Annotated in this window: 14 protein-coding genes and 1 pseudogene; 11 read left to right on the top strand and 4 right to left on the bottom strand. The window is 73.7% G+C overall.

Translation table 11 applies throughout. The annotated features are described in order from the left end of the window. Positions 1–248, bottom strand: a pseudogene (locus tag KMS84_RS32655) (hypothetical protein); the annotation flags it as partial. A 335-nt stretch (positions 249–583) separates the two neighbouring features. Here KMS84_RS32655 and KMS84_RS32650 point away from each other — a divergent pair. From KMS84_RS32650 to KMS84_RS32635, 4 genes are all read left to right on the top strand, one after another. Next, positions 584–1,573, top strand: a complete 990-nt coding sequence (locus KMS84_RS32650; RefSeq protein WP_256920116.1) for an SCO0930 family lipoprotein — start codon at positions 584–586, stop codon at positions 1,571–1,573. A 330-nt stretch (positions 1,574–1,903) separates the two neighbouring features. Further along, on the top strand, positions 1,904–2,716 hold the full coding sequence (locus tag KMS84_RS32645) for an SAM-dependent methyltransferase (RefSeq protein ID WP_256920115.1): 813 nt from the start codon (positions 1,904–1,906) through the stop codon (positions 2,714–2,716). After that, the gene (locus tag KMS84_RS32640) at positions 2,713–4,848 is read left to right on the top strand and encodes a putative bifunctional diguanylate cyclase/phosphodiesterase (protein ID WP_256920114.1); all 2,136 of its coding nucleotides are present in this window, start codon (positions 2,713–2,715) and stop codon (positions 4,846–4,848) included. The genes KMS84_RS32645 and KMS84_RS32640 overlap by 4 nt, the downstream gene beginning before the upstream one ends. A gap of 50 nt (positions 4,849–4,898) precedes the next feature. Further along, the gene (locus KMS84_RS32635) at positions 4,899–5,294 is read left to right on the top strand and encodes a nuclear transport factor 2 family protein (RefSeq protein WP_256920112.1); all 396 of its coding nucleotides are present in this window, start codon (positions 4,899–4,901) and stop codon (positions 5,292–5,294) included. A 1-nt stretch (position 5,295) separates the two neighbouring features. Here the strand turns inward: KMS84_RS32635 and KMS84_RS32630 are convergent, their stop codons facing one another. Continuing rightward, a complete protein-coding gene (locus KMS84_RS32630; protein ID WP_256920111.1) occupies positions 5,296–6,141 on the bottom strand; it encodes a LysR family transcriptional regulator in 846 nt (281 codons plus the stop codon). A 123-nt stretch (positions 6,142–6,264) separates the two neighbouring features. Between KMS84_RS32630 and KMS84_RS32625 the strand changes: the two genes are divergently transcribed. Continuing rightward, a complete protein-coding gene (locus KMS84_RS32625) occupies positions 6,265–7,158 on the top strand; it encodes an NAD(P)H-binding protein (protein WP_256920110.1) in 894 nt (297 codons plus the stop codon). A gap of 16 nt (positions 7,159–7,174) precedes the next feature. On the opposite strand, the gene KMS84_RS32620 is transcribed toward KMS84_RS32625, so the two are convergent. Next, positions 7,175–8,059, bottom strand: a complete 885-nt coding sequence (locus KMS84_RS32620; protein ID WP_256920109.1) for a LysR family transcriptional regulator — start codon at positions 8,057–8,059, stop codon at positions 7,175–7,177. Positions 8,060–8,142: 83 nt separating this feature from the next. Here KMS84_RS32620 and KMS84_RS32615 point away from each other — a divergent pair, with 83 nt between their 5' ends. The 6 genes from KMS84_RS32615 to KMS84_RS32590 all read left to right on the top strand — a co-directional run bounded on the left by KMS84_RS32615 (position 8,143) and on the right by KMS84_RS32590 (position 15,060). After that, the gene (locus tag KMS84_RS32615; protein WP_256920108.1) at positions 8,143–8,850 is read left to right on the top strand and encodes a succinate dehydrogenase; all 708 of its coding nucleotides are present in this window, start codon (positions 8,143–8,145) and stop codon (positions 8,848–8,850) included. Continuing rightward, positions 8,851–10,800, top strand: a complete 1,950-nt coding sequence (locus tag KMS84_RS32610) for a fumarate reductase/succinate dehydrogenase flavoprotein subunit (RefSeq protein WP_256920107.1) — start codon at positions 8,851–8,853, stop codon at positions 10,798–10,800. It begins immediately after the preceding gene. Next, complete coding sequence (locus tag KMS84_RS32605) at positions 10,797–11,546, top strand: succinate dehydrogenase/fumarate reductase iron-sulfur subunit (RefSeq protein WP_256920106.1); 750 nt, start codon at positions 10,797–10,799, stop codon at positions 11,544–11,546. Before KMS84_RS32610 ends, KMS84_RS32605 begins: the two co-directional genes overlap by 4 nt. A 238-nt stretch (positions 11,547–11,784) precedes the next feature. Next, a complete protein-coding gene (locus KMS84_RS32600) occupies positions 11,785–12,558 on the top strand; it encodes a GNAT family N-acetyltransferase (protein ID WP_438819010.1) in 774 nt (257 codons plus the stop codon). Next, positions 12,558–13,622 (top strand): lysophospholipid acyltransferase family protein, encoded by a 1,065-nt coding sequence (locus KMS84_RS32595; protein ID WP_256920105.1) that lies wholly within the window; start codon positions 12,558–12,560, stop codon positions 13,620–13,622. The genes KMS84_RS32600 and KMS84_RS32595 overlap by 1 nt, the downstream gene beginning before the upstream one ends. Before the next feature lie 349 nt (positions 13,623–13,971). Further along, on the top strand, positions 13,972–15,060 hold the full coding sequence (locus KMS84_RS32590; protein ID WP_256920104.1) for an NAD-dependent epimerase/dehydratase family protein: 1,089 nt from the start codon (positions 13,972–13,974) through the stop codon (positions 15,058–15,060). Here the strand turns inward: KMS84_RS32590 and KMS84_RS32585 are convergent. Beyond that, complete coding sequence (locus KMS84_RS32585) at positions 15,024–17,396, bottom strand: ATP-binding cassette domain-containing protein (protein WP_256920103.1); 2,373 nt, start codon at positions 17,394–17,396, stop codon at positions 15,024–15,026. The two genes, KMS84_RS32590 and KMS84_RS32585, sit on opposite strands and share 37 nt — an antisense overlap. Between the last annotated feature and the right edge of the window lie 60 nt (positions 17,397–17,456).

Below are 17,456 nucleotides of genomic sequence, written 5' to 3'. Positions count from 1 at the left end.
GGTTTGGGTGGCGGCTTCGGCGGCTCGGGCGGCGGGGTGGGCGTCGGCTTCTGGCACACCGGGGGCGTGGGCCACCCGTGGCCGCCCGCGACCGCCACCGCCTCGGTGCCGTCCGGCCCCGTCGAGGCGTACGCGCACGCGTCGGCCGTGGCCACCCCGGCCGGCGCGGCCGCGAGGATCCAGGCCACGGTCACCAGGGCCAACGCCCTGCCGACGAGAGCGGATCGGATCGGTTCGGGTCCATGCACGACGGAGATCATCAGGCTTCGCGCCCTGCCGTGGGTCCACGCCCGGCGGGGATTGCCCCGAACGGGGGAAGCTCCTGTTCCCGGGTTTGCCGCCCGGTGCGCTCGCGCATCCGGCCCCTCGCGCACGCGTGCGACCCGTACGGCCCGTCGTGCAGGGGGTGCGTCGGCCCTCGCGGACGCCTCCGGGGCGGCCCGTCCCGGTCCGCTGCGCGGGCCCCGGAAAAGATTTTCGCGCCGTCTTTGAACACAACCACTGCCCCGGTGCGTACTCAGGACCGTGCGGCGGCGCAGCAGGGCGCTGCAACACCCTTGTGACGATCGGGGAGTTGTTGACGATGAAGACCACCTGGCGGAGCGCCTCACTCGCGGCGGGCACGGTGGCCGTGCTGGCGCTGACGGCGGCGTGCGGATCGGAGAGCGGCACGTCGGCGTCGAGCCAGAACGTCGGAGCCACGGCTCCGGCGGGTGGCATCGCGGGAGTCGGCAGCGGCTACGGCGCCGCCGGCGCCAGCCAGAGCCCCGCGCCCGGCGGTGTCGGTGCGGGCACCGGGACCGGAGCGCAGGCCGGCGGCGCCGCCGGCGCCGGCGAGCTGGCCGTCTCCGCCAACGGCGACCTCGGCAAGATCCTCACCGACGGCGCGGGCAAGACCCTCTACCGCTTCGACGCGGACACCGCCGAGCCCCCGAAGTCGAACTGCGAGGGCGACTGCGCGACCGCGTGGCCGCCGGTGTCCGCGGACGACGTCAGCGCAGGCGACGGCATCGACAAGTCGCTGCTCGGCGAGATCACCCGCTCCGACGGCTCCAAGCAGCTCACCGTGGGCGGCTGGCCCGCCTACTACTACGCCAAGGACGCCAACGCCGGCGACATCAGCGGTCAGGGCGTGGGCAACAAGTGGTTCGCGCTGACCCCCGAGGGCAAGAAGGCCAAGGCGGGCGGCGAATCCGACGCGGCCCTCGCGGGCCTGTCCGTGCGCAAGGACCCCAACCTGGGCGAGATCGTCGTCGACAAGAACGGCATGACGGTCTACCGCTTCCTCAAGGACAAGGCGTGGCCCAAGCCGGTGTCGAACTGCAACGGCGCCTGCCTCCAGAAGTGGCCGGTCGTCGCGCCGGTCGAGCCCAACGACACCAAGGGCGTGCAGAAGAAGGGCCTGATGAGCTTCACCCGCGGTGACGGCGTCAAGCAGCAGACCGTCAACTGCTCGCCGATCTACACCTTCGCCGGCGACAAGGCCCCCGGCGACATCAACGGCCAGGGCGTGGGCGGCACGTGGTACGCCGTCGCGCCCGACGGCAAGCTGGTCGGAGCGCCGGCGCAGTAGAGATCGCCTCCCCAGGGCCGATCCCCGCGACTGCCCCTCGCGCGCACGACCGCAGGTCCGCCCCCTCCGCGCCGCACGGAGGGGGCGGACCGCTGTGTTTGTCCCGGCCCCGTGTCGTGTGCGTAGACTTTCGCCGCCCTGAGGGCCGTTGCGGAGACTCTCCGCAGCGCCTCGGGCACTTCTCGTAGCACCGGCGGGGGTCGTCGATTCGGCACGTGCCGCAGGCAGTGACCGGGAACGGACGGTCAATTTCCGTTTCCACTCGCCCGTTTGGCGGGCGATCAGTAGCCTCAGCTCGAACACCGGATCGCCTACGCCTTGGAGAGATAGATGGAGCGACCCGCCTGGGCCCCTCGGAGCATCGACATCTCGGTGCCGAGCGTCTCGCGGATCTACGACTACTACCTGGGCGGATCGCACAACTTCGAGGTGGACCGGGAAGCGGCCCGCAGGGCCATGGAGTTCCTGCCGGGACTGCCCAAGATCAGCCAGGCGAACCGGGCGTTCATGCGCCGGGCCGTGCGCCACGCGGTCGCCGAGGGCGTCACCCAGTTCCTCGACATCGGCTCCGGCATCCCCACCTTCGGCAGCGCGCACGAGGTCGCCCAGGCCGAGAGCCCCGGAGCGCGCGTGGTCTACGTCGACCACGACCCGGTGGCCGTGGCGCACAGCGAGGCGGTGCTGGCGGACAACGCCGACGCCGACGTGGTGGCCGCCGACCTGCGCAAGCCGCAGGAGATCCTGCGCAGCCCCCAGGTGGCGCACCTCATCGACCCGGACCGGCCGGTGGCGCTGCTGCTGGTCGCCGTCCTGCACTTCGTGGAGGACGCGGACGACCCGTACGCGGCGGTGGCCGAGCTCGGCGCGGCGCTCGCGCCCGGCAGTCTCCTCGTGCTCACGCATGCCTCGTACGAGGGAATCCCCCTGCCGACGGAGCGCGCCGAGGGCGCGGTCGACGTGTACAAGGACATCCGCAATCCGCTGATCATGCGCTCTCGGGACGAGATCGGGCGGTTCTTCGAGGGGTACGACATGGTGGAACCGGGACTGGTGCCCATGCCGCGGTGGCGGCCGGACACGGCGCCGGAGGACGAGGACCCCTGGGCCCTCTCGGGTTTCGCCGGAGTGGGGCGCAGGTCGTGACCGCGGAGCCGGACGGGCCGGAGGACAGACTGCGGCGGTTCGCGACGATCTGGAGCCGGGCCCTGTTCCCGGTGACCGCGACGTCGTTGACCCGGCCCGAACTGGAGGAACGGCTGCTGCCGCTGGCGCGGCGACTGCGCGGGGCGCTGCTGGAACGGGGCTTCGACGCCGAGGCGGGCAGGGACGTCGGCGCCGCCCTGGTCGACGCGCACTGCACGGACCCCGACGCGCTGAGCCACTCCCTCGACTGCGTCGACGCCTACCTGGTGCTGTACTGCGGCGAGGACGGTCCCCAGGAGGACCTGCGCGTCCGCGCCTCACGCCTACAGCACGCCATGGCGGCCGGCTTCGCGCGGGCCCTGCGCGAGCGCACGCTCGCCGAGCAGGAGGCCATCTCCCAGGCCGCGTTGCGCGCCCAGGGCGTCGTCGCGCAGGCGCTGCACGCGAGCGAGGCGCGCTTCCGGGCCGTCTTCGAGGGCGCCGCGATAGGGATCGGCATCGCCGACCTCGACGGCAACGTCCTCCAGATCAACGGGGCGTTGCAGCGCATGTTCGGCGGCTCCGAGCAGACCCTGCGCGGCCGCAGGGTCCAGGACCTCACCCATCCCGAGGACCTGCCGCAGACCTGGCGGCTCTACGACGAGCTCGTGCGCGGCGAACGCGAGCACTACCACACGGAGAAGGCGTTCAGCCGGCCCGACGGAACGGCCCTGTGGACCAACCTGACGGTCTCCCTGCTGCGGGACGCCGACGGCGCGCCGCAGTACACGCTGGCCCTCATGGAGGACACCACCGAGCGCCGGCTGCTCAACCTGCGGCTGCGCTACGAGGCCACCCACGACGCGCTCACCGGCCTGCCCAATCGCACGCTGTTCTTCGAACGCCTGGAGAAGGTGCTCGCCGCCGGTGAGGGCAAGCGCTTCGGGCTGTGCTACCTCGACCTGGACGGCTTCAAGACCATCAACGACAGCCTCGGCCACGCGGCCGGCGACCGGCTGCTCGTCGAGGTCGCCGACCGGCTCCAGTCCTGCGCGACCGCGCCCGGCGAGATGGTCGCCCGTCTGGGCGGTGACGAGTTCGTCGCGCTGACGACCGGACCCGACACCCGCCACGAGGTCGACGAACTCGCCGCCCGCATCATGAACGTCCTGGTGGCTCCGGTGAGCATCGACGGCCGGGAGCTGACCGTGCGCGGCAGCATCGGCATCGTCGAGGGCCCGGCGGGGGAGCGCAGCGCGGCCGAGGTGCTGCGCAGCGCCGACATCACCATGTACCGGGCCAAGTCGGCGGGCGGCAACCGCTTCGAGCTCGCCGACCCCGAGGCGGACGCCCGGGCGATCACCCGGCACGGTCTGACCACGGCGCTGCCGGCGGCCCTCGAACGCGGTGAGTTCTTCATCGAGTACCAGCCGCTGGTCCATCTCGGCGACGGCAGCGTGCGCGGCGCCGAGGCCCTGGTGCGCTGGCTGCACCCCCAGCACGGGGTGCTCGGCCCGGACCGGTTCATCCCGCTCGCCGAGCACACGGGGCTGATCGTGCCGCTGGGCCGCTGGGTCCTGGAGGAGTCCGTCCGCCAGGCCGGCGCATGGCGTGAGCGCACCGGCGGCACCGACCCCCTGCGCATCAACGTCAACCTGTCCCCGTGCCAGCTCACCCATCCCGGCCTGGTGCAGGACACCGTCGACATCCTCGAACGCGCGGGCGTGCGGCCCGAGGCCCTGTGCCTGGAGGTGACCGAGTCGGCGCTGATCGGCGCCGACGACGACCTGCTCAAACCGCTGCGCCGGCTCGCCGAGATGGGCGTCGACATCGCGCTGGACGACTTCGGGACCGGCTACTCCAACCTGGCCAACCTGCGCCGGCTGCCGGTCAGCGTGCTCAAGCTGGACCGCTCCTTCACCCAGGGCATGCAGCAGTTCCCGGCGGACCCGGTCGACCTCAAGATCGTCGAGGGGATCGTCGCGCTCGCCCACAGCCTGGACCTCGCGGTCACGGTGGAGGGCGTGGAGACCGGCGCGCAGGCGGAGCAGCTGCGGATACTGGGCTGCGACACCGCCCAGGGCTGGTACTACGCCCGGCCGGGCCCGCCGGAGCGGCTCCACGAACTGGCCCTGGTGGACGCGACGGGCTGACCGCGGGCCTCGGCCGCGAGGGTGCGCGGGGCGGGCGCGAAGATGGGCGCATGACGCACGCAGACGACGACATGAACGACGTGAACGAGGCGGTCGCGGGCGAACTGGCCCTGATGGACCCGGCCGTGCGCGCCTCCCGTGCCCGCTTCGAGCCGCTGCTCGACCCCGAGTTCGTCGAGGTGGGCTCCTCCGGCCGTCGTTACACGTACGCGGACATGGTGGCCTGGCTGCCCGGCCACCCGGGCGGCTCGCCCGACGGCCCCCGCCACGAGCCGTCGTCGATCGAAGGGGTCGTCCTGGCTCCCGGCCTGGTCCACCTCACCTACGAGACGGACGTCGACGGCCGGCGCGCCCGCCGCAGTTCGCTGTGGCGCAGGCGCGGCGAGGAGACGGGCTGGCGGATGTACTACCACCAGGCGACCCCGGTGCCGCCCGGCGCGGAGTAGGTCAGCCCGCCTCCCGCGCGCGGACGTCGTCGGCCACCGACAGCGCGGCCCGCACGAGCGCGGCCGTGGCCGTCGAGCGGGACTGCTGGGGCCAGGCGACGGCCATGACGGCGGCGGGCGCGTCCAGGACGGGCCGGTAGACGACCCCCGGCCGCGGGTAGCGGTCGGCGACGGAGGCGGGCAGCAGGGCGACCAGCTCGCCCAGGCCGACGAGCGTGAGGAGCTGGGCGAGGTCCTGGCCCCGGCCCCGGACCTCCTCGATGAACCGGAGCGTCTCGTCCTCGCGCAGTCCGAGATCGGCCAGGCGCAGCCCGGTCCGGGCGGCGAGGGGATGGCCCACCGCGAGGGCGGCGACCCGCGGCTCGCGGACGAGGTCCTCGGTGTCCAGGCCCGTGCGGTCGTACGGCTCGAACACCAGGGCGACGTCGGCCTCGCCCTGCCGCAGCATCCGGGACTGCTCCTGCCACGCGGCCAGTCGCACGGTGACCGGCAGGGCCGCGGGGTCGGCCGCGTAGCGCGCGAGGATCGTCTCCAGCAGTCCCGCGTCGCCGTCCGCCTTCACGGCCAGCACCAGCTTCGGCTCGGCGGCCGCGGCACGACGGGCCCGCAGGCCCGCGGCGTCCAGCGCGTCCAGGGCGAAGCGGGCCTCGGCGAGCAGGACCTCACCGGCCGGCGTCAGGGCCACGCTGTGGGTCGTCCGCTCGAAGAGGACGGCGCCCAGCTCGCTCTCCAGCGCGCGGATCGACCGGGACAGCGGCGGCGGGGAGATGCCCAGCCGTTGCGCGGCGCGCGCGAAGTTGAGCTCCTCGGCGACGGCGACGAAGTAGCGCAGCGGACGGGACTCCATGGGCGGCCCTCCGTTCGGCATTGCCCTGAGGGTAACAACCGCGAGCCGATCGATCCTTCCGTGGGAACGGCCCGGGCAGCAGGCTCGAGGCGTACCGAACACCACGCGACCCAGGAGCTTTTCATGATCGTCGTCACCGCCCCGACCGGCCAGATCGGCCGTGAGGTCCTGTCCCGGCTGCTGGACGCCGACCGGGACGCGGCCCCGGTCCGGGTGATCGTCCGCGACCCCGCCCGGCTCTCCCCGCGCGAGCGGGAACGCGTCGAGGTCGTCACGGGTTCGCACGCCGACCCGGCCGTGCTGAAAGAGGCGTGCGAGGGCGCCGACCGGATCTTCTGGCTGGTGCCCCCCACTCCGGTGACCGAGGACGTCGAACGCCACTTCCGGTCCTTCACGGAGCCGCTGTGCGAGGTGATCGCCGCCGAGGGGGTCGAACGCGTCGTGGCCGTCTCCACCCTCGGCCGGGGCGTCGCCCGCGACGCCGGGCCGGTCTCGGCCTCGCTCGCCATGGACGAGGCCATCGCCGCGACGGGCGTGCACTACCGGGCCCTGTGCCCGCCGGCGCTGATGGAGAACCTGCTCCGCCAGAGCGTCCCGATCCGCGACGAGGGCGTGTGGACCGTGGCGCTCGCGCCGGACCGTGTGCTGCGCACCTGCGCCGTCCGCGACATCGCCGCCGAGGCGGCCCGGCTGCTCCTGGACGCCTCCTGGACCGGATACCGCGACGTCGCGCTGGCGGGCCCCGACGGCCTGACGCCCGAGGACATGGCCCGCGTCCTCGCCGAGGTGCTGGACCGCCCCGTGCGCCTGCGGCACATCACCCCGGCCGAGCAGAAGGCGATGATGAGGCGCCAGGGCGCGACCGAGGCCTGGGCGCAGTCCATGGCCGACATGACGGACGCCCAGAACACCCAGGGCTTCTACGGCGCGTCCCAGCCCAGCACCCCCGAGACCACGCCCACGGGCTTCGGCCGGTGGTGCGAGGAGGTGTTCCGGCCGGCCCTCCGGCGGGGCTGACGCCGACGGCCGGCCCTCACCGCTCCAGCAGCATCCGCTGCAGTTCCCGGGCCGCGCGCGGCGGGGCCACGTCACTGCGGTGGGCGAGGGCGATCGTGCGGTGCAGGCCGGGCCGCGCGAGCGCGGTGACGCGCAGTCCCCGGCCCGAGCGGGCGGCCACCATCCTGGGGACGACGGCCACCCCGAGGCCGGCCCGCACGAACCCGAGCACCGCGTCCATCTCCCCGCCCTCCACCGCGAAGTCGGGCTCGAACCCCTCGGCCCGGCACGCGGCCACCGTGAGCTCCCGCAGGTCGTAGCCGTGCCGGAACATCACCAGCCGCTCGCGCTCCAGGTCGGCGATCCGGACCGTCCGCCGCCCGTCCCCCGGCGCGGAGGCCTCCGGCGAGGACACCACGACCAGGTCCTCGCGCAGCACCTCCACCGTCGTCAGCGCCGGGGACGGCGTGGGCAGGGGCAGCACCACCAGGGCGAGGTCGAGGGCGCCGCGCGCCAGCTCGCGCACGAGGTCGTGGGAACCGCCCTCCTCGATCAGCAGCCGGACGCCGGGATACCGGTCGTGGAAAGCGCGCAGCACGTCCGGCAGCAGGCCCGTGCACAGGCTCGGGGTGGCCCCCAGCCGCACCCGGCCGCCGCGCAGCTGCACCAGTTCCTGCACCTCGTACCGCGCGGTCTCGGCGTCGGCCAGGATCCGCCGGGCCAGCGGCAGCAGCGCCTCGCCCGCGTCGGTGAGCGTGATGTTGCCCCGTGCGCGCTGGAACAGATCCGCCCCCAACTCCCGCTCCAGCGCCTTGATCTGCTGGGACAGCGACGGCTGCGCCACATGCACGAGCTCGGCGGCACGGGTGAAGTGCCGGGTCTCGGCCACCGCCACGAAGTACTGGAGCTGCTGGAACTGCATCCGTCCAGGATAGGCGCACCCTATGGAAACGAGCCGGACCATGTCTTGGACCGATCGGGGCGGGCGGCTCTAGCGTCGTGGGCATGGCTCTGGCAACGCGGACGGACCGACGGTCGTCCCTCGCGCGCACCGTGTGGAACTCCTCCGTCGGCAAGAAGACCGTGATGGCCGTCAGCGGCCTGATCATGCTCCTGTACCTGGTCGTCCACATGATCGGCAACCTGAAGATCTTCTTCGGGCCGGACGAGTTCAATCACTACGCACACTGGCTGCGCACGGTGGGCGAACCGTTCATGCACTACGAGTGGACGCTCTGGGCGATCCGGGTCGTGCTGGTCGCCGCGGTCGTCGCGCACGCCGTCTCCGCCTACCAGCTCAGCCGCCGCGACCTCAGGGCGCGCCCCGACCGGTACGTCCACCGCAGGGCCCGCGCGACCTACGCCACCCGCACCATGCGCTGGGGCGGGGTCATCCTCGGCCTGTTCCTCGTCTGGCACCTGCTCGACCTGACGACCGGCACCGTGCACAGCGGCGGCTTCCAGGAGGGCCACCCGTACCAGAACGTCGTGGACACCTTCTCCACCTGGTACGGCAACGCCGTGTACATCGTGGCGGTGCTGGCCCTCGGCCTGCACGTGCGGCACGGCTTCTGGAGCGCCGCCCAGACCCTCGGCGCGGGCAGCCGCACCCGCGACCGCGCTCTCAAGGCCGTCGCCGACGTCCTCGCCCTCCTGCTCACGGTCGGCTTCATCGCCGTCCCCGTGGGCGTCATGACCGAAGTGGTGAGCTGAATGCCCGACTTCACCGACTACACCACCGGCGAACCCCTCGTCGACGCCAAGGCGCCCGCGGGACCGATCGCCGAACGCTGGGACCGGCGCCGCTTCGAGGCCGGCCTGGTCAACCCCGCCAACCGGCGCAAGCACACCGTGATCGTCGTCGGGACCGGACTGGCCGGCGGCTCCGCGGGCGCCACGCTCGCCGAACAGGGCTACCACGTCGTCCAGTTCTGCTACCAGGACTCCCCGCGCCGCGCCCACTCCATCGCCGCGCAGGGCGGGATCAACGCCGCCAAGAACTACCGCAACGACGGAGACTCGGTCCACCGCCTCTTCTACGACACCGTCAAGGGCGGCGACTTCCGGGCCCGCGAGTCCAACGTGCACCGGCTCGCGCAGATCTCCGTCGAGATCATCGACCAGTGCGTGGCCCAGGGCGTGCCCTTCGCCCGCGAGTACGGGGGTCTGCTCGACACCCGCTCGTTCGGCGGCGTGCAGGTCTCGCGGACCTTCTACGCCCGCGGCCAGACGGGCCAGCAACTCCTGCTCGGCGCCTACCAGGCCCTCAGCCGGCAGATCGCCGCCGGGAACGTCGAGATGCACCCGCGTACCGAGATGCTCGACCTGATCGTCGTCGACGGGCGGGCGCGCGGGATCGTGGCCCGCGACCTGGTCACCGGGAGGATCGACACCCACTTCGCGGACGCCGTCGTCCTGGCCACCGGCGGATACGGGAACGTCTTCTACCTCTCGACCAACGCGATGAACTCCAACGCCACCGCGATCTGGCGGGCGCACCGGCGCGGCGCCCACTTCGCCAACCCCTGCTTCACCCAGATCCACCCCACCTGCATCCCGCGCACCGGCGACCACCAGTCGAAGCTGACGCTGATGAGCGAGTCGCTGCGCAACGACGGCCGGATCTGGGTGCCCAGGGCGAAGGGCGACGACCGGCCGCCGAACAGGATCCCCGAGGACGAACGCGACTACTACCTGGAGCGGATCTACCCGTCCTTCGGCAACCTGGTCCCGCGCGACATCGCCTCCCGCGCCGCGAAGAACGTCTGCGACGAGGGCAGAGGAGTGGGCCCCGGAGGGCAGGGCGTCTACCTCGACTTCGCAGACGCCATCGCGCGGATGGGCCGCAAGGCCGTCGAGGCCAGGTACGGCAACCTCTTCGACATGTACCGGCGGATCACCGACGAGGACCCCTACGAGGTGCCGATGCGGATCTACCCCGCCGTGCACTACACGATGGGCGGCCTGTGGGTCGACTACGACCTCCAGACGACCGTCCCCGGCCTGTTCGCGATCGGCGAGGCCAACTTCTCCGATCACGGCGCGAACCGGCTGGGCGCGTCCGCGCTGATGCAGGGCCTCGCCGACGGCTACTTCGTGCTGCCGGCGACCATCAACGACTACCTCGCCCGCAACCCGCACCAGGACGAGGTGACCGACGCCCACCCGGTCGTGCAGGAGGTGCTGGCCGAGAGCCAGGACCGCCTCCACCTGCTCCTGTCCGTCGACGGCGACCGCACCCCCGACTCCTTCCACCGCGAACTGGGCGAGCTCATGTGGGAGTTGTGCGGAATGGCCCGCACCGAGTCCGGTCTGCGCAAGGCCCTGGAACGCATCCCGCAGATCCGCGAGGAGTTCTGGCGGCGCATCAAGGTGCCGGGCTCCGGTGAGGAGTTCAACCAGTCCCTGGAGAAAGCCAACCGGATCGTCGACTACCTGGAACTCGCCGAGCTGATGTGCCTCGACGCACTCCACCGCGCCGAGTCCTGCGGCGGCCACTTCCGCGAGGAGTCCCAGACCCCCGACGGCGAGGCCGCCCGCCGGGACGACACCTTCGCCTACGTGGCCGCCTGGGAGTTCACCGGCACCGGCGAGCCGCCCGTCCTGCACAGGGAAGACCTCGTCTTCGAGTACGTCCACCCCACCCAGCGGAGCTACGCATGAAGCTCACCCTGCGCGTCTGGCGGCAGAAGAACGCCGACGCCGACGGAGCGATGTCCACCTACGAGGTGGACGGCATCTCGCCCGACATGTCCTTCCTGGAGATGCTCGACACCCTCAACGAGGACCTCATCCTGCGCGGCGAGGACCCGGTCGCCTTCGACCACGACTGCCGCGAGGGCATCTGCGGCGCCTGCTCGCTCGTCGTCAACGGCGACGCGCACGGCCCCGAACGCACCACCACCTGCCAACTGCACATGCGCTCCTTCCGCGACGGCGACACCGTCGACGTCGAGCCGTGGCGCGCCGCCGCCTTCCCGGTGATCAAGGACCTGGTGGTCGACCGGTCGGCGCTCGACCGCATCATCCAGGCCGGCGGCTACATCACCGCCCCCACCGGCGCCGCCCCCGAGGCGCACGCCACCGCCGTGCCCAAGCCCGACGCCGACCTCGCCTTCGAACACGCCGAGTGCATCGGATGCGGAGCCTGCGTGGCCGCCTGCCCCAACGGCGCGGCGATGCTGTTCACCTCCGCCAAGGTCAACCACCTCAACGTGCTGCCGCAGGGCGCGCCCGAGCGGGAGACCCGGGTGCTCGACATGGTCGCCCAGATGGACGAGGAGGGGTTCGGCGGCTGCACCCTCGCCGGGGAGTGCGCGACGGCCTGCCCCAAGGGCATCCCGCTGACGTCCATCACCGGCATGAACCGGGAGTGGCTGCGCGCCACGCGCAAGGCGGCCAAGCGGTAGGTCCGCCGGGCAGTCGAGAAGAACGTTCGCCGAACAGTGCGGACGGGCGGGACCGGGAGTGGTGCTCATCCCCGGTCCCGTCTGGCGTGCGGCGCCCGGCGGAGCGCCTGCCATTCAGCAGCCGCACATCCACGGGCCCCGCGGCGGTCACGCCCGCGCCAGCCGGCCGCGGAAGAAAGCAGGTGCAGTTCCCCGCGCACCGTCCCCATGCTTCTTCCGCCCGGCGCAGGAGACCTCCATGACCGCCATGCCCCTCTCGCCCCCCGCCGTCGCCGCCCCGCCCGGCGGCTCCGGCTACCTCGTCTCGCTCGCCCGCGACCAGGACGACGTCCGGGCCGCGCAGCGACTGCGCCACCAGGTGTTCGCCGGAGAACTGGGCGCCCGCCTCGACGGCCCCGAACCGGGCCTGGACATCGACGCCTTCGACGCCCACTGCGACCACCTGCTGATCAGGGAGGCCGCCACCGGCGAGGTGGTCGGCACCTACCGCCTGCTGCCGCCCGAGCGGGCCGCGATCGCCGGACGGCTCTACTCCGAGGGCGAGTTCGACCTCAGCCCGCTCGACGCGATCCGTTCCGGCCTGGTCGAGGTCGGCCGCTCCTGCGTGCACCCCGCGCACCGCGACGGCGCCGTCATCGGCCTCATCTGGGCCGGGATCGCCCGCTACATGGTGGACCGCGGTCACGAGTGGCTGGCCGGCTGCTGCTCGGTCCCGCTGGCCGACGGCGGCGCCCTCGCGGCCGGGACCTGGGACCGGGTGCGCCAAAAGCACCTCGCCCCGCCGGAGTTCCGGGTACGGCCGCTGCGCCCCTGGACCGCGCCGGACGCGACCCCGCCCGGCCGCACCGAACTCCCCGCGCTGCTGCGCGGCTACCTCCGCCTCGGCGCCTGGGTGTGCGGGGAGCCCGCCCACGACCCCGACTTCGGCGTCGCCGACCTGTACGTGCTGCTGCCGATGCGGCGGGTCGACGCGCGCTACCTGAAGCACTTCCTCTCCCTCGTCCCGTCCTGATGAGCGTCTGGCTGCCCGCCGCGCCCTGCACCCCGCGGGCGTGCGTGCCGGCGACGGAGTCGCTCGCGGGCCTCCCGCGGGCCGTGCTGCGCCTCACGACGGTGGTCGCGCTGGTCCTCGTCGGCGTGCTGCTGACGCCGCTGGGCCGGTGGATCCCCGCCCGCGCCGTGGGCTGCTGGAGCCGGGCGGTCGTGCGCGCGGCCGGGGTCCGGATCCGGCGGACGGGCGCTCCCGCGCCCACGGCCACCGGACTGCTCCTCGTCGCCAACCACGTCTCCTGGCTGGACATCCCGCTGCTGGCGGGCGTGCGACCGGCCCGGATGCTCGCCAAGGCCGAGATCCGGCGCTGGCCGGTGGCGGGCGCGCTGGCCGCGCGCGGCGGCGTCCTGTTCATCGACCGCGACCGGCTGCGCGCCCTGCCGGGCACGGTCGCCCGGATCGCCGACGTGCTGCGCGCCGGCCGGGCGGTCGCGGTGTTCCCCGAGGGCAGCACCTGGTGCGGCCGCGCCCAGGGGCGCTTCCGGCGGGCGGTGTTCCAGGCCGCGCTCGACGCCGGAGCGCCGGTCCAGCCCGTGCGCGTCGCCTACCGCGACCGCGGGGGAGCGGCCAGCACCGTGCCCGCGTTCGTCGGCGACGACCCCCTGCTCGCCTCGGTCTGGCGGGTGGTGCGCGCCCGGGGCCTGGTGGCCGAGGTCGAGGTGCTGTCCGTCCTCGCGCCCGGCGGCCACCCCGACCGCAGGGCGCTGGCCGCCGCCGCCGAGGACGCGGTCCTCCGCGGGCCCGACGAGCAGCGGGTCCCCGCCCGTGTCGGCGGGCACATCGCCGGGTCCGGCCCCGCGGGCGACTCCCTCGGCACAGGCGGACGGAGCCCGCGCCGCCCCTCCGGCAGCCGCCAGGTGCTCCCGGCCGTCGGCGGGCGAGCCGTCGCCCCGGCCGCCCGGCGAGGGACGCCCGTCCCGCTCCCGGTGCGGGCGCCAGGCATGACGGGGCCGACCGCCGGACGCGAACACGAACTCCACCCCACGTCCGGAACACCCGGCCGCGTCCGGGCGACGGGCCGGTGACCCGCCTCCCCGGGCGGCCCTGACCGGCCGGCGAAAGCAGGGGGCACGCCCCGGCCGGCGACCGCCACACCGGTCGCCCCGGCTGACGGTGCGGGGTTCGGTGGGTGGGGTCGGCCCACCGGTCGCTTCGGCGGTCGGTGGGCGGTGCAGGTCCGGGGTGGCTGCCGGCCCACCGGTCGCTTCGGCTGACGGCGTGGGCCTCGGCGGGGGTCGGCGCGCGGCACGCTTCGGCCGTCGGTGGGGAAGGGCGGCCGCGGCCCGAGGCGCGCGGGCAATTCCCGCTGGACCAGGGGGCGTCGGCCGTTCCGGGTGGGATCATGGCGCTCTCCGAACTCCGAGGGGAGCGCGCGTGAACGCAAGCCCGGCCGACCGGACCGTCCTCGTGACGGGGGGCAGCGGCTTCGTGGCCGCCCATCTCGTACAACAGCTCCTGGAACGCGGATACCGGGTGCGCGCCACCGTCCGTTCCACGGCGCGCACGGACAAACTCCGGCCGCTGCGCGCCCTCCAGGACGCCCGCCCCGGCCGCCTCGACCTGTTCGAGGCGGACCTGCTGGCAGAAGGCTCCTTCGACGAGGCGGCGCGGGGCTGCTCGGTCGTCTTCCACGTGGCGTCGCCGTTCCTGATGCCGGAGAAGATCAAGGACGGCCGGCGGGACGTCGTGGAACCGGCCCTGCGCGGAACGCGGAACGTGGTGGCGGCCGTGAACCGCGCCGGGACGGTCGAGCGCCTCGTCCTCACGTCCACGGTCGGGGCGATCTTCGGCGACTACGTCGACGTGCGCGAGATGGACGGACAGACCCTGTCGGAGAAGTACGTCAACACCACCAGCACGGTGGAGAACAACCCGTACCACTACGCCAAGACGGTCGCCGAGACGGCGGCCCGTGAGGCCGAGGCGGCCCAGGACCGCTGGCGCATGGTCGCCCTCAACCCCGGCCTGATCCTGGGCCCCTCCCTCACCCCGGCCTCCGTCTCGGGCAGCCTGTTCCTGCTGGACGAGCTGTTCAAGGGCTACTTCTTCTACGGCGCACCCGACTTCAGCTTCACCACGGCCGACGTCCGGGACGTGGCCGCGGCCCACATCGCGGCGGCGGAACGCCCCGGGGCGTACGGCCGTTACATCGTCGCCGCGCCGGAGATGACGTCCTTCCACCAGATGGCCACGATCCTGCGGGAGCGCCGTCCGAGAGACCTGCGTCTGCCGCGCACCGCCCTTCCGCACTGGCCGGTGCGCCTCCTCGGGCCCGCCTTCGGCCTCTCCCAGCGCTACATCCGCAACCATCTGGGCATCCGCTTCCCGGTCGACAACCGCAGGAGCGTCGAGGAACTGGGCCTGGTCTACCGCCCGATCGAGGAGACCCTCACCGACCACTACCGGACCTGGCGCGAGCAGCGCGGTCAGGGCCGCCGGGGTGCGAGCGCCCGCGCCAGATAGGGGCCCGTCGCGCTGCCCCGCGCTGCCGCCGCCTCGGCCGGCGTCCCCGCCGCCACGACCCGTCCGCCCGCGTCGCCGCCGCCCGGTCCGAGGTCGATCACCCAGTCCGCACCGGCCACCACCGCCATGTCGTGCTCGACGACGACGACCGTGTTCCCGGCGTCCACCAGGGCGTGCAGCTCGCGTGTCAGGACCTCGACGTCGGCCGGGTGCAGTCCGGTCGTCGGTTCGTCGAGCAGGTAGAGGGTGTGGCCGCGACGGGCCCGCTGCAACTCGGTGGCCAGCTTGATGCGCTGCGCCTCGCCGCCGGAGAGTTCCGTCGCCGGCTGCCCGAGGCGCAGGTAGCCCAGGCCGACGTCGAGAAGAGCGGCCAGGCTGCGGGAGACGGCCGGGACGTCGGCGAAGAAGCCGGCCGCCGCCTCCACCGTCAGGCCCAGCACCTGGGCGATGTCGCGGCCGCGGTAGGTCACTTCCCGGGTCGCCGGGTTGTAGCGGGCGCCGTCGCAGTCCGGGCACGGCGCGTACGTGCTCGGCAGGAAGAGCAGTTCGACGCTCACGAAGCCCTCGCCCTGGCAGGTCTCGCAGCGGCCTCCCGCCACGTTGAACGAGAAGCGGCCCGCGCCGTAGCCCCGGGCGCGCGCCGCGTCCGTCGCTGCGAACACCTTGCGGACGACGTCGAACAGGCCCGTGTACGTCGCCAGGTTGGAGCGCGGGGTGCGCCCGATCGGCTTCTGGTCGACCGAGACCAGCCGGCCCACCCCGGGCAGCTCGTCGGTGATCTCCCCGACGAGCGTGGACTTCCCCGAGCCCGAGACGCCCGTCACCGCGGTGAACACGCCCAGCGGGATGCGGGCCGTCGTCCCGCGCAGGTTGTGCCGGGTCACCGGGCCGACCTCCAACCAGCCCCGGGCCGGGCGCACTTCGCGCTCCGGCGCCGGGGACGGGGCGAAGAGGTGACGCGCCGTGGCCGACTCCCGGACCGACGCCAGTTCCGCCACCGGGCCGCTGTGCAGCACGCGCCCGCCGTGCTCGCCCGCGTGCGGGCCCACGTCCACCAGCCAGTCGGCGGCCCGCATCACGTCGAGCTGGTGCTCCACCACGAACACCGAGTTGCCCGCCGCCTTCAGCCGCCGCAACACCGTGAGCAGGGCCCGGGTGTCCGCCGGGTGCAGCCCCGCCGACGGCTCGTCGAGCACGTACACCACCCCGAACAGGCCGGAGCGCAGCTGGGTGGCGAGCCGCAGCCGCTGAAGTTCGCCCGCGGAGAGCGTCGGGGCGGCGCGGTCCAGGGAGAGGTAGCCCAGGCCGAGTTCGACGACCGGAGCGATACGGGCCTTGAGGTCCTCGGTGAGGACGCGTGCCGCCTCCGACCTGCCGTCGAGCAGCCGGCCGAGGTCGGCGAGCGGGAGCGCGGCGAGATCCGCGATCGTCCGGCCCGCGAAGGTCACGGCGAGGGCCTCCGGCCGCAGCCGGGCGCCGTCGCAGGCCGGACACGGCGCGGAGGTCAGGAACGACTCCGCCCTCGCCCGCAGGGCCGCGCTTCGGGAGTCGGCGAAGGTCTTCATCACATAGCGCCGGGCGCTCATGTACGTGCCCTGGTACGGGCGTTGGATGCGGTCGGCGTCGCGCACCGGGTGCACCGTCACCACCGGCTGCTCGTCCGTGAACAGGATCCACTCGCGCTGCGCGGCCGGGAGCTCGCGCCACGGGACGTCGACGTCGTGCCCGAGCGCGTCGAGGATGTCCCGCAGGTTCTTGCCCTGCCAGGCGCCGGGCCAGGCGGCGATCGCGCCCTCGCGGATCGACAGCGACGGGTCCGGGACCAGCGACTCCTGCGTCGCACGGTGGACCCGGCCGAGCCCGTGGCACTCCGGGCACGCCCCGGCCGCCGTGTTGGGCGAGAAGGAGTCGGAGTCGAGGCGCTCCGCGCCCGGCGGGTGGTCGCCGGCCCGGGAGAAGAGCATCCGCAGCGAGTTCGACAGGTTCGTGACCGTGCCCACCGACGACCGGGAGGTGGGCGCGGACCGGCGCTGCTGGAGGGAGACCGCCGGGGGCAGTCCGGTGATCTCGTCGACCTTGGGCGCGCCGACCTGGTGGATCAGCCGGCGCGCGTACGGCGCGACCGACTCGAAGTACCGGCGCTGGGCCTCCGCGTAGATCGTCCCGAACGCGAGCGAGGACTTTCCCGAGCCGGACACCCCGGTGAACACGGCCACCACGTCCCGCGGGACGTCGACGTCCACGCCCCGGAGGTTGTTCTCACGCGCGCCCCGCACGCAGACGTGCCCGGCCCGCGCGGACGGGGCGGGGCCGGGCGGCTCGGAGGGGCTCGACATGGGGGACTCCGTACGTTCGGGCCGGCACGGGCCGTGCGGCGCGCGCGGTCGGGCGGGGGA

The organism is Streptomyces hilarionis (assembly GCF_024539675.1).
Taxonomy (GTDB): domain Bacteria; phylum Actinomycetota; class Actinomycetes; order Streptomycetales; family Streptomycetaceae; genus Streptomyces; species Streptomyces hilarionis.
The sequence above is the reverse complement of the archived record's forward strand: the minus strand, read 5'-3'. Positions and strand labels throughout refer to the sequence as shown.

Coding starts and splice junctions, on each gene's coding strand:
- KMS84_RS32650 (WP_256920116.1), top strand. CDS start 584: ATGAAGACCACCTGGCGGAGCGCCTCACTCGCGGCGGGCACGGTGGCC.
- KMS84_RS32645 (WP_256920115.1), top strand. CDS start 1,904: ATGGAGCGACCCGCCTGGGCCCCTCGGAGCATCGACATCTCGGTGCCG.
- KMS84_RS32635 (WP_256920112.1), top strand. CDS start 4,899: ATGACGCACGCAGACGACGACATGAACGACGTGAACGAGGCGGTCGCG.
- KMS84_RS32630 (WP_256920111.1), bottom strand. CDS start 6,141: ATGGAGTCCCGTCCGCTGCGCTACTTCGTCGCCGTCGCCGAGGAGCTC.
- KMS84_RS32625 (WP_256920110.1), top strand. CDS start 6,265: ATGATCGTCGTCACCGCCCCGACCGGCCAGATCGGCCGTGAGGTCCTG.
- KMS84_RS32620 (WP_256920109.1), bottom strand. CDS start 8,059: ATGCAGTTCCAGCAGCTCCAGTACTTCGTGGCGGTGGCCGAGACCCGG.
- KMS84_RS32615 (WP_256920108.1), top strand. CDS start 8,143: ATGGCTCTGGCAACGCGGACGGACCGACGGTCGTCCCTCGCGCGCACC.
- KMS84_RS32610 (WP_256920107.1), top strand. CDS start 8,851: ATGCCCGACTTCACCGACTACACCACCGGCGAACCCCTCGTCGACGCC.
- KMS84_RS32605 (WP_256920106.1), top strand. CDS start 10,797: ATGAAGCTCACCCTGCGCGTCTGGCGGCAGAAGAACGCCGACGCCGAC.
- KMS84_RS32600 (WP_438819010.1), top strand. CDS start 11,785: ATGACCGCCATGCCCCTCTCGCCCCCCGCCGTCGCCGCCCCGCCCGGC.
- KMS84_RS32595 (WP_256920105.1), top strand. CDS start 12,558: ATGAGCGTCTGGCTGCCCGCCGCGCCCTGCACCCCGCGGGCGTGCGTG.
- KMS84_RS32585 (WP_256920103.1), bottom strand. CDS start 17,396: ATGTCGAGCCCCTCCGAGCCGCCCGGCCCCGCCCCGTCCGCGCGGGCC.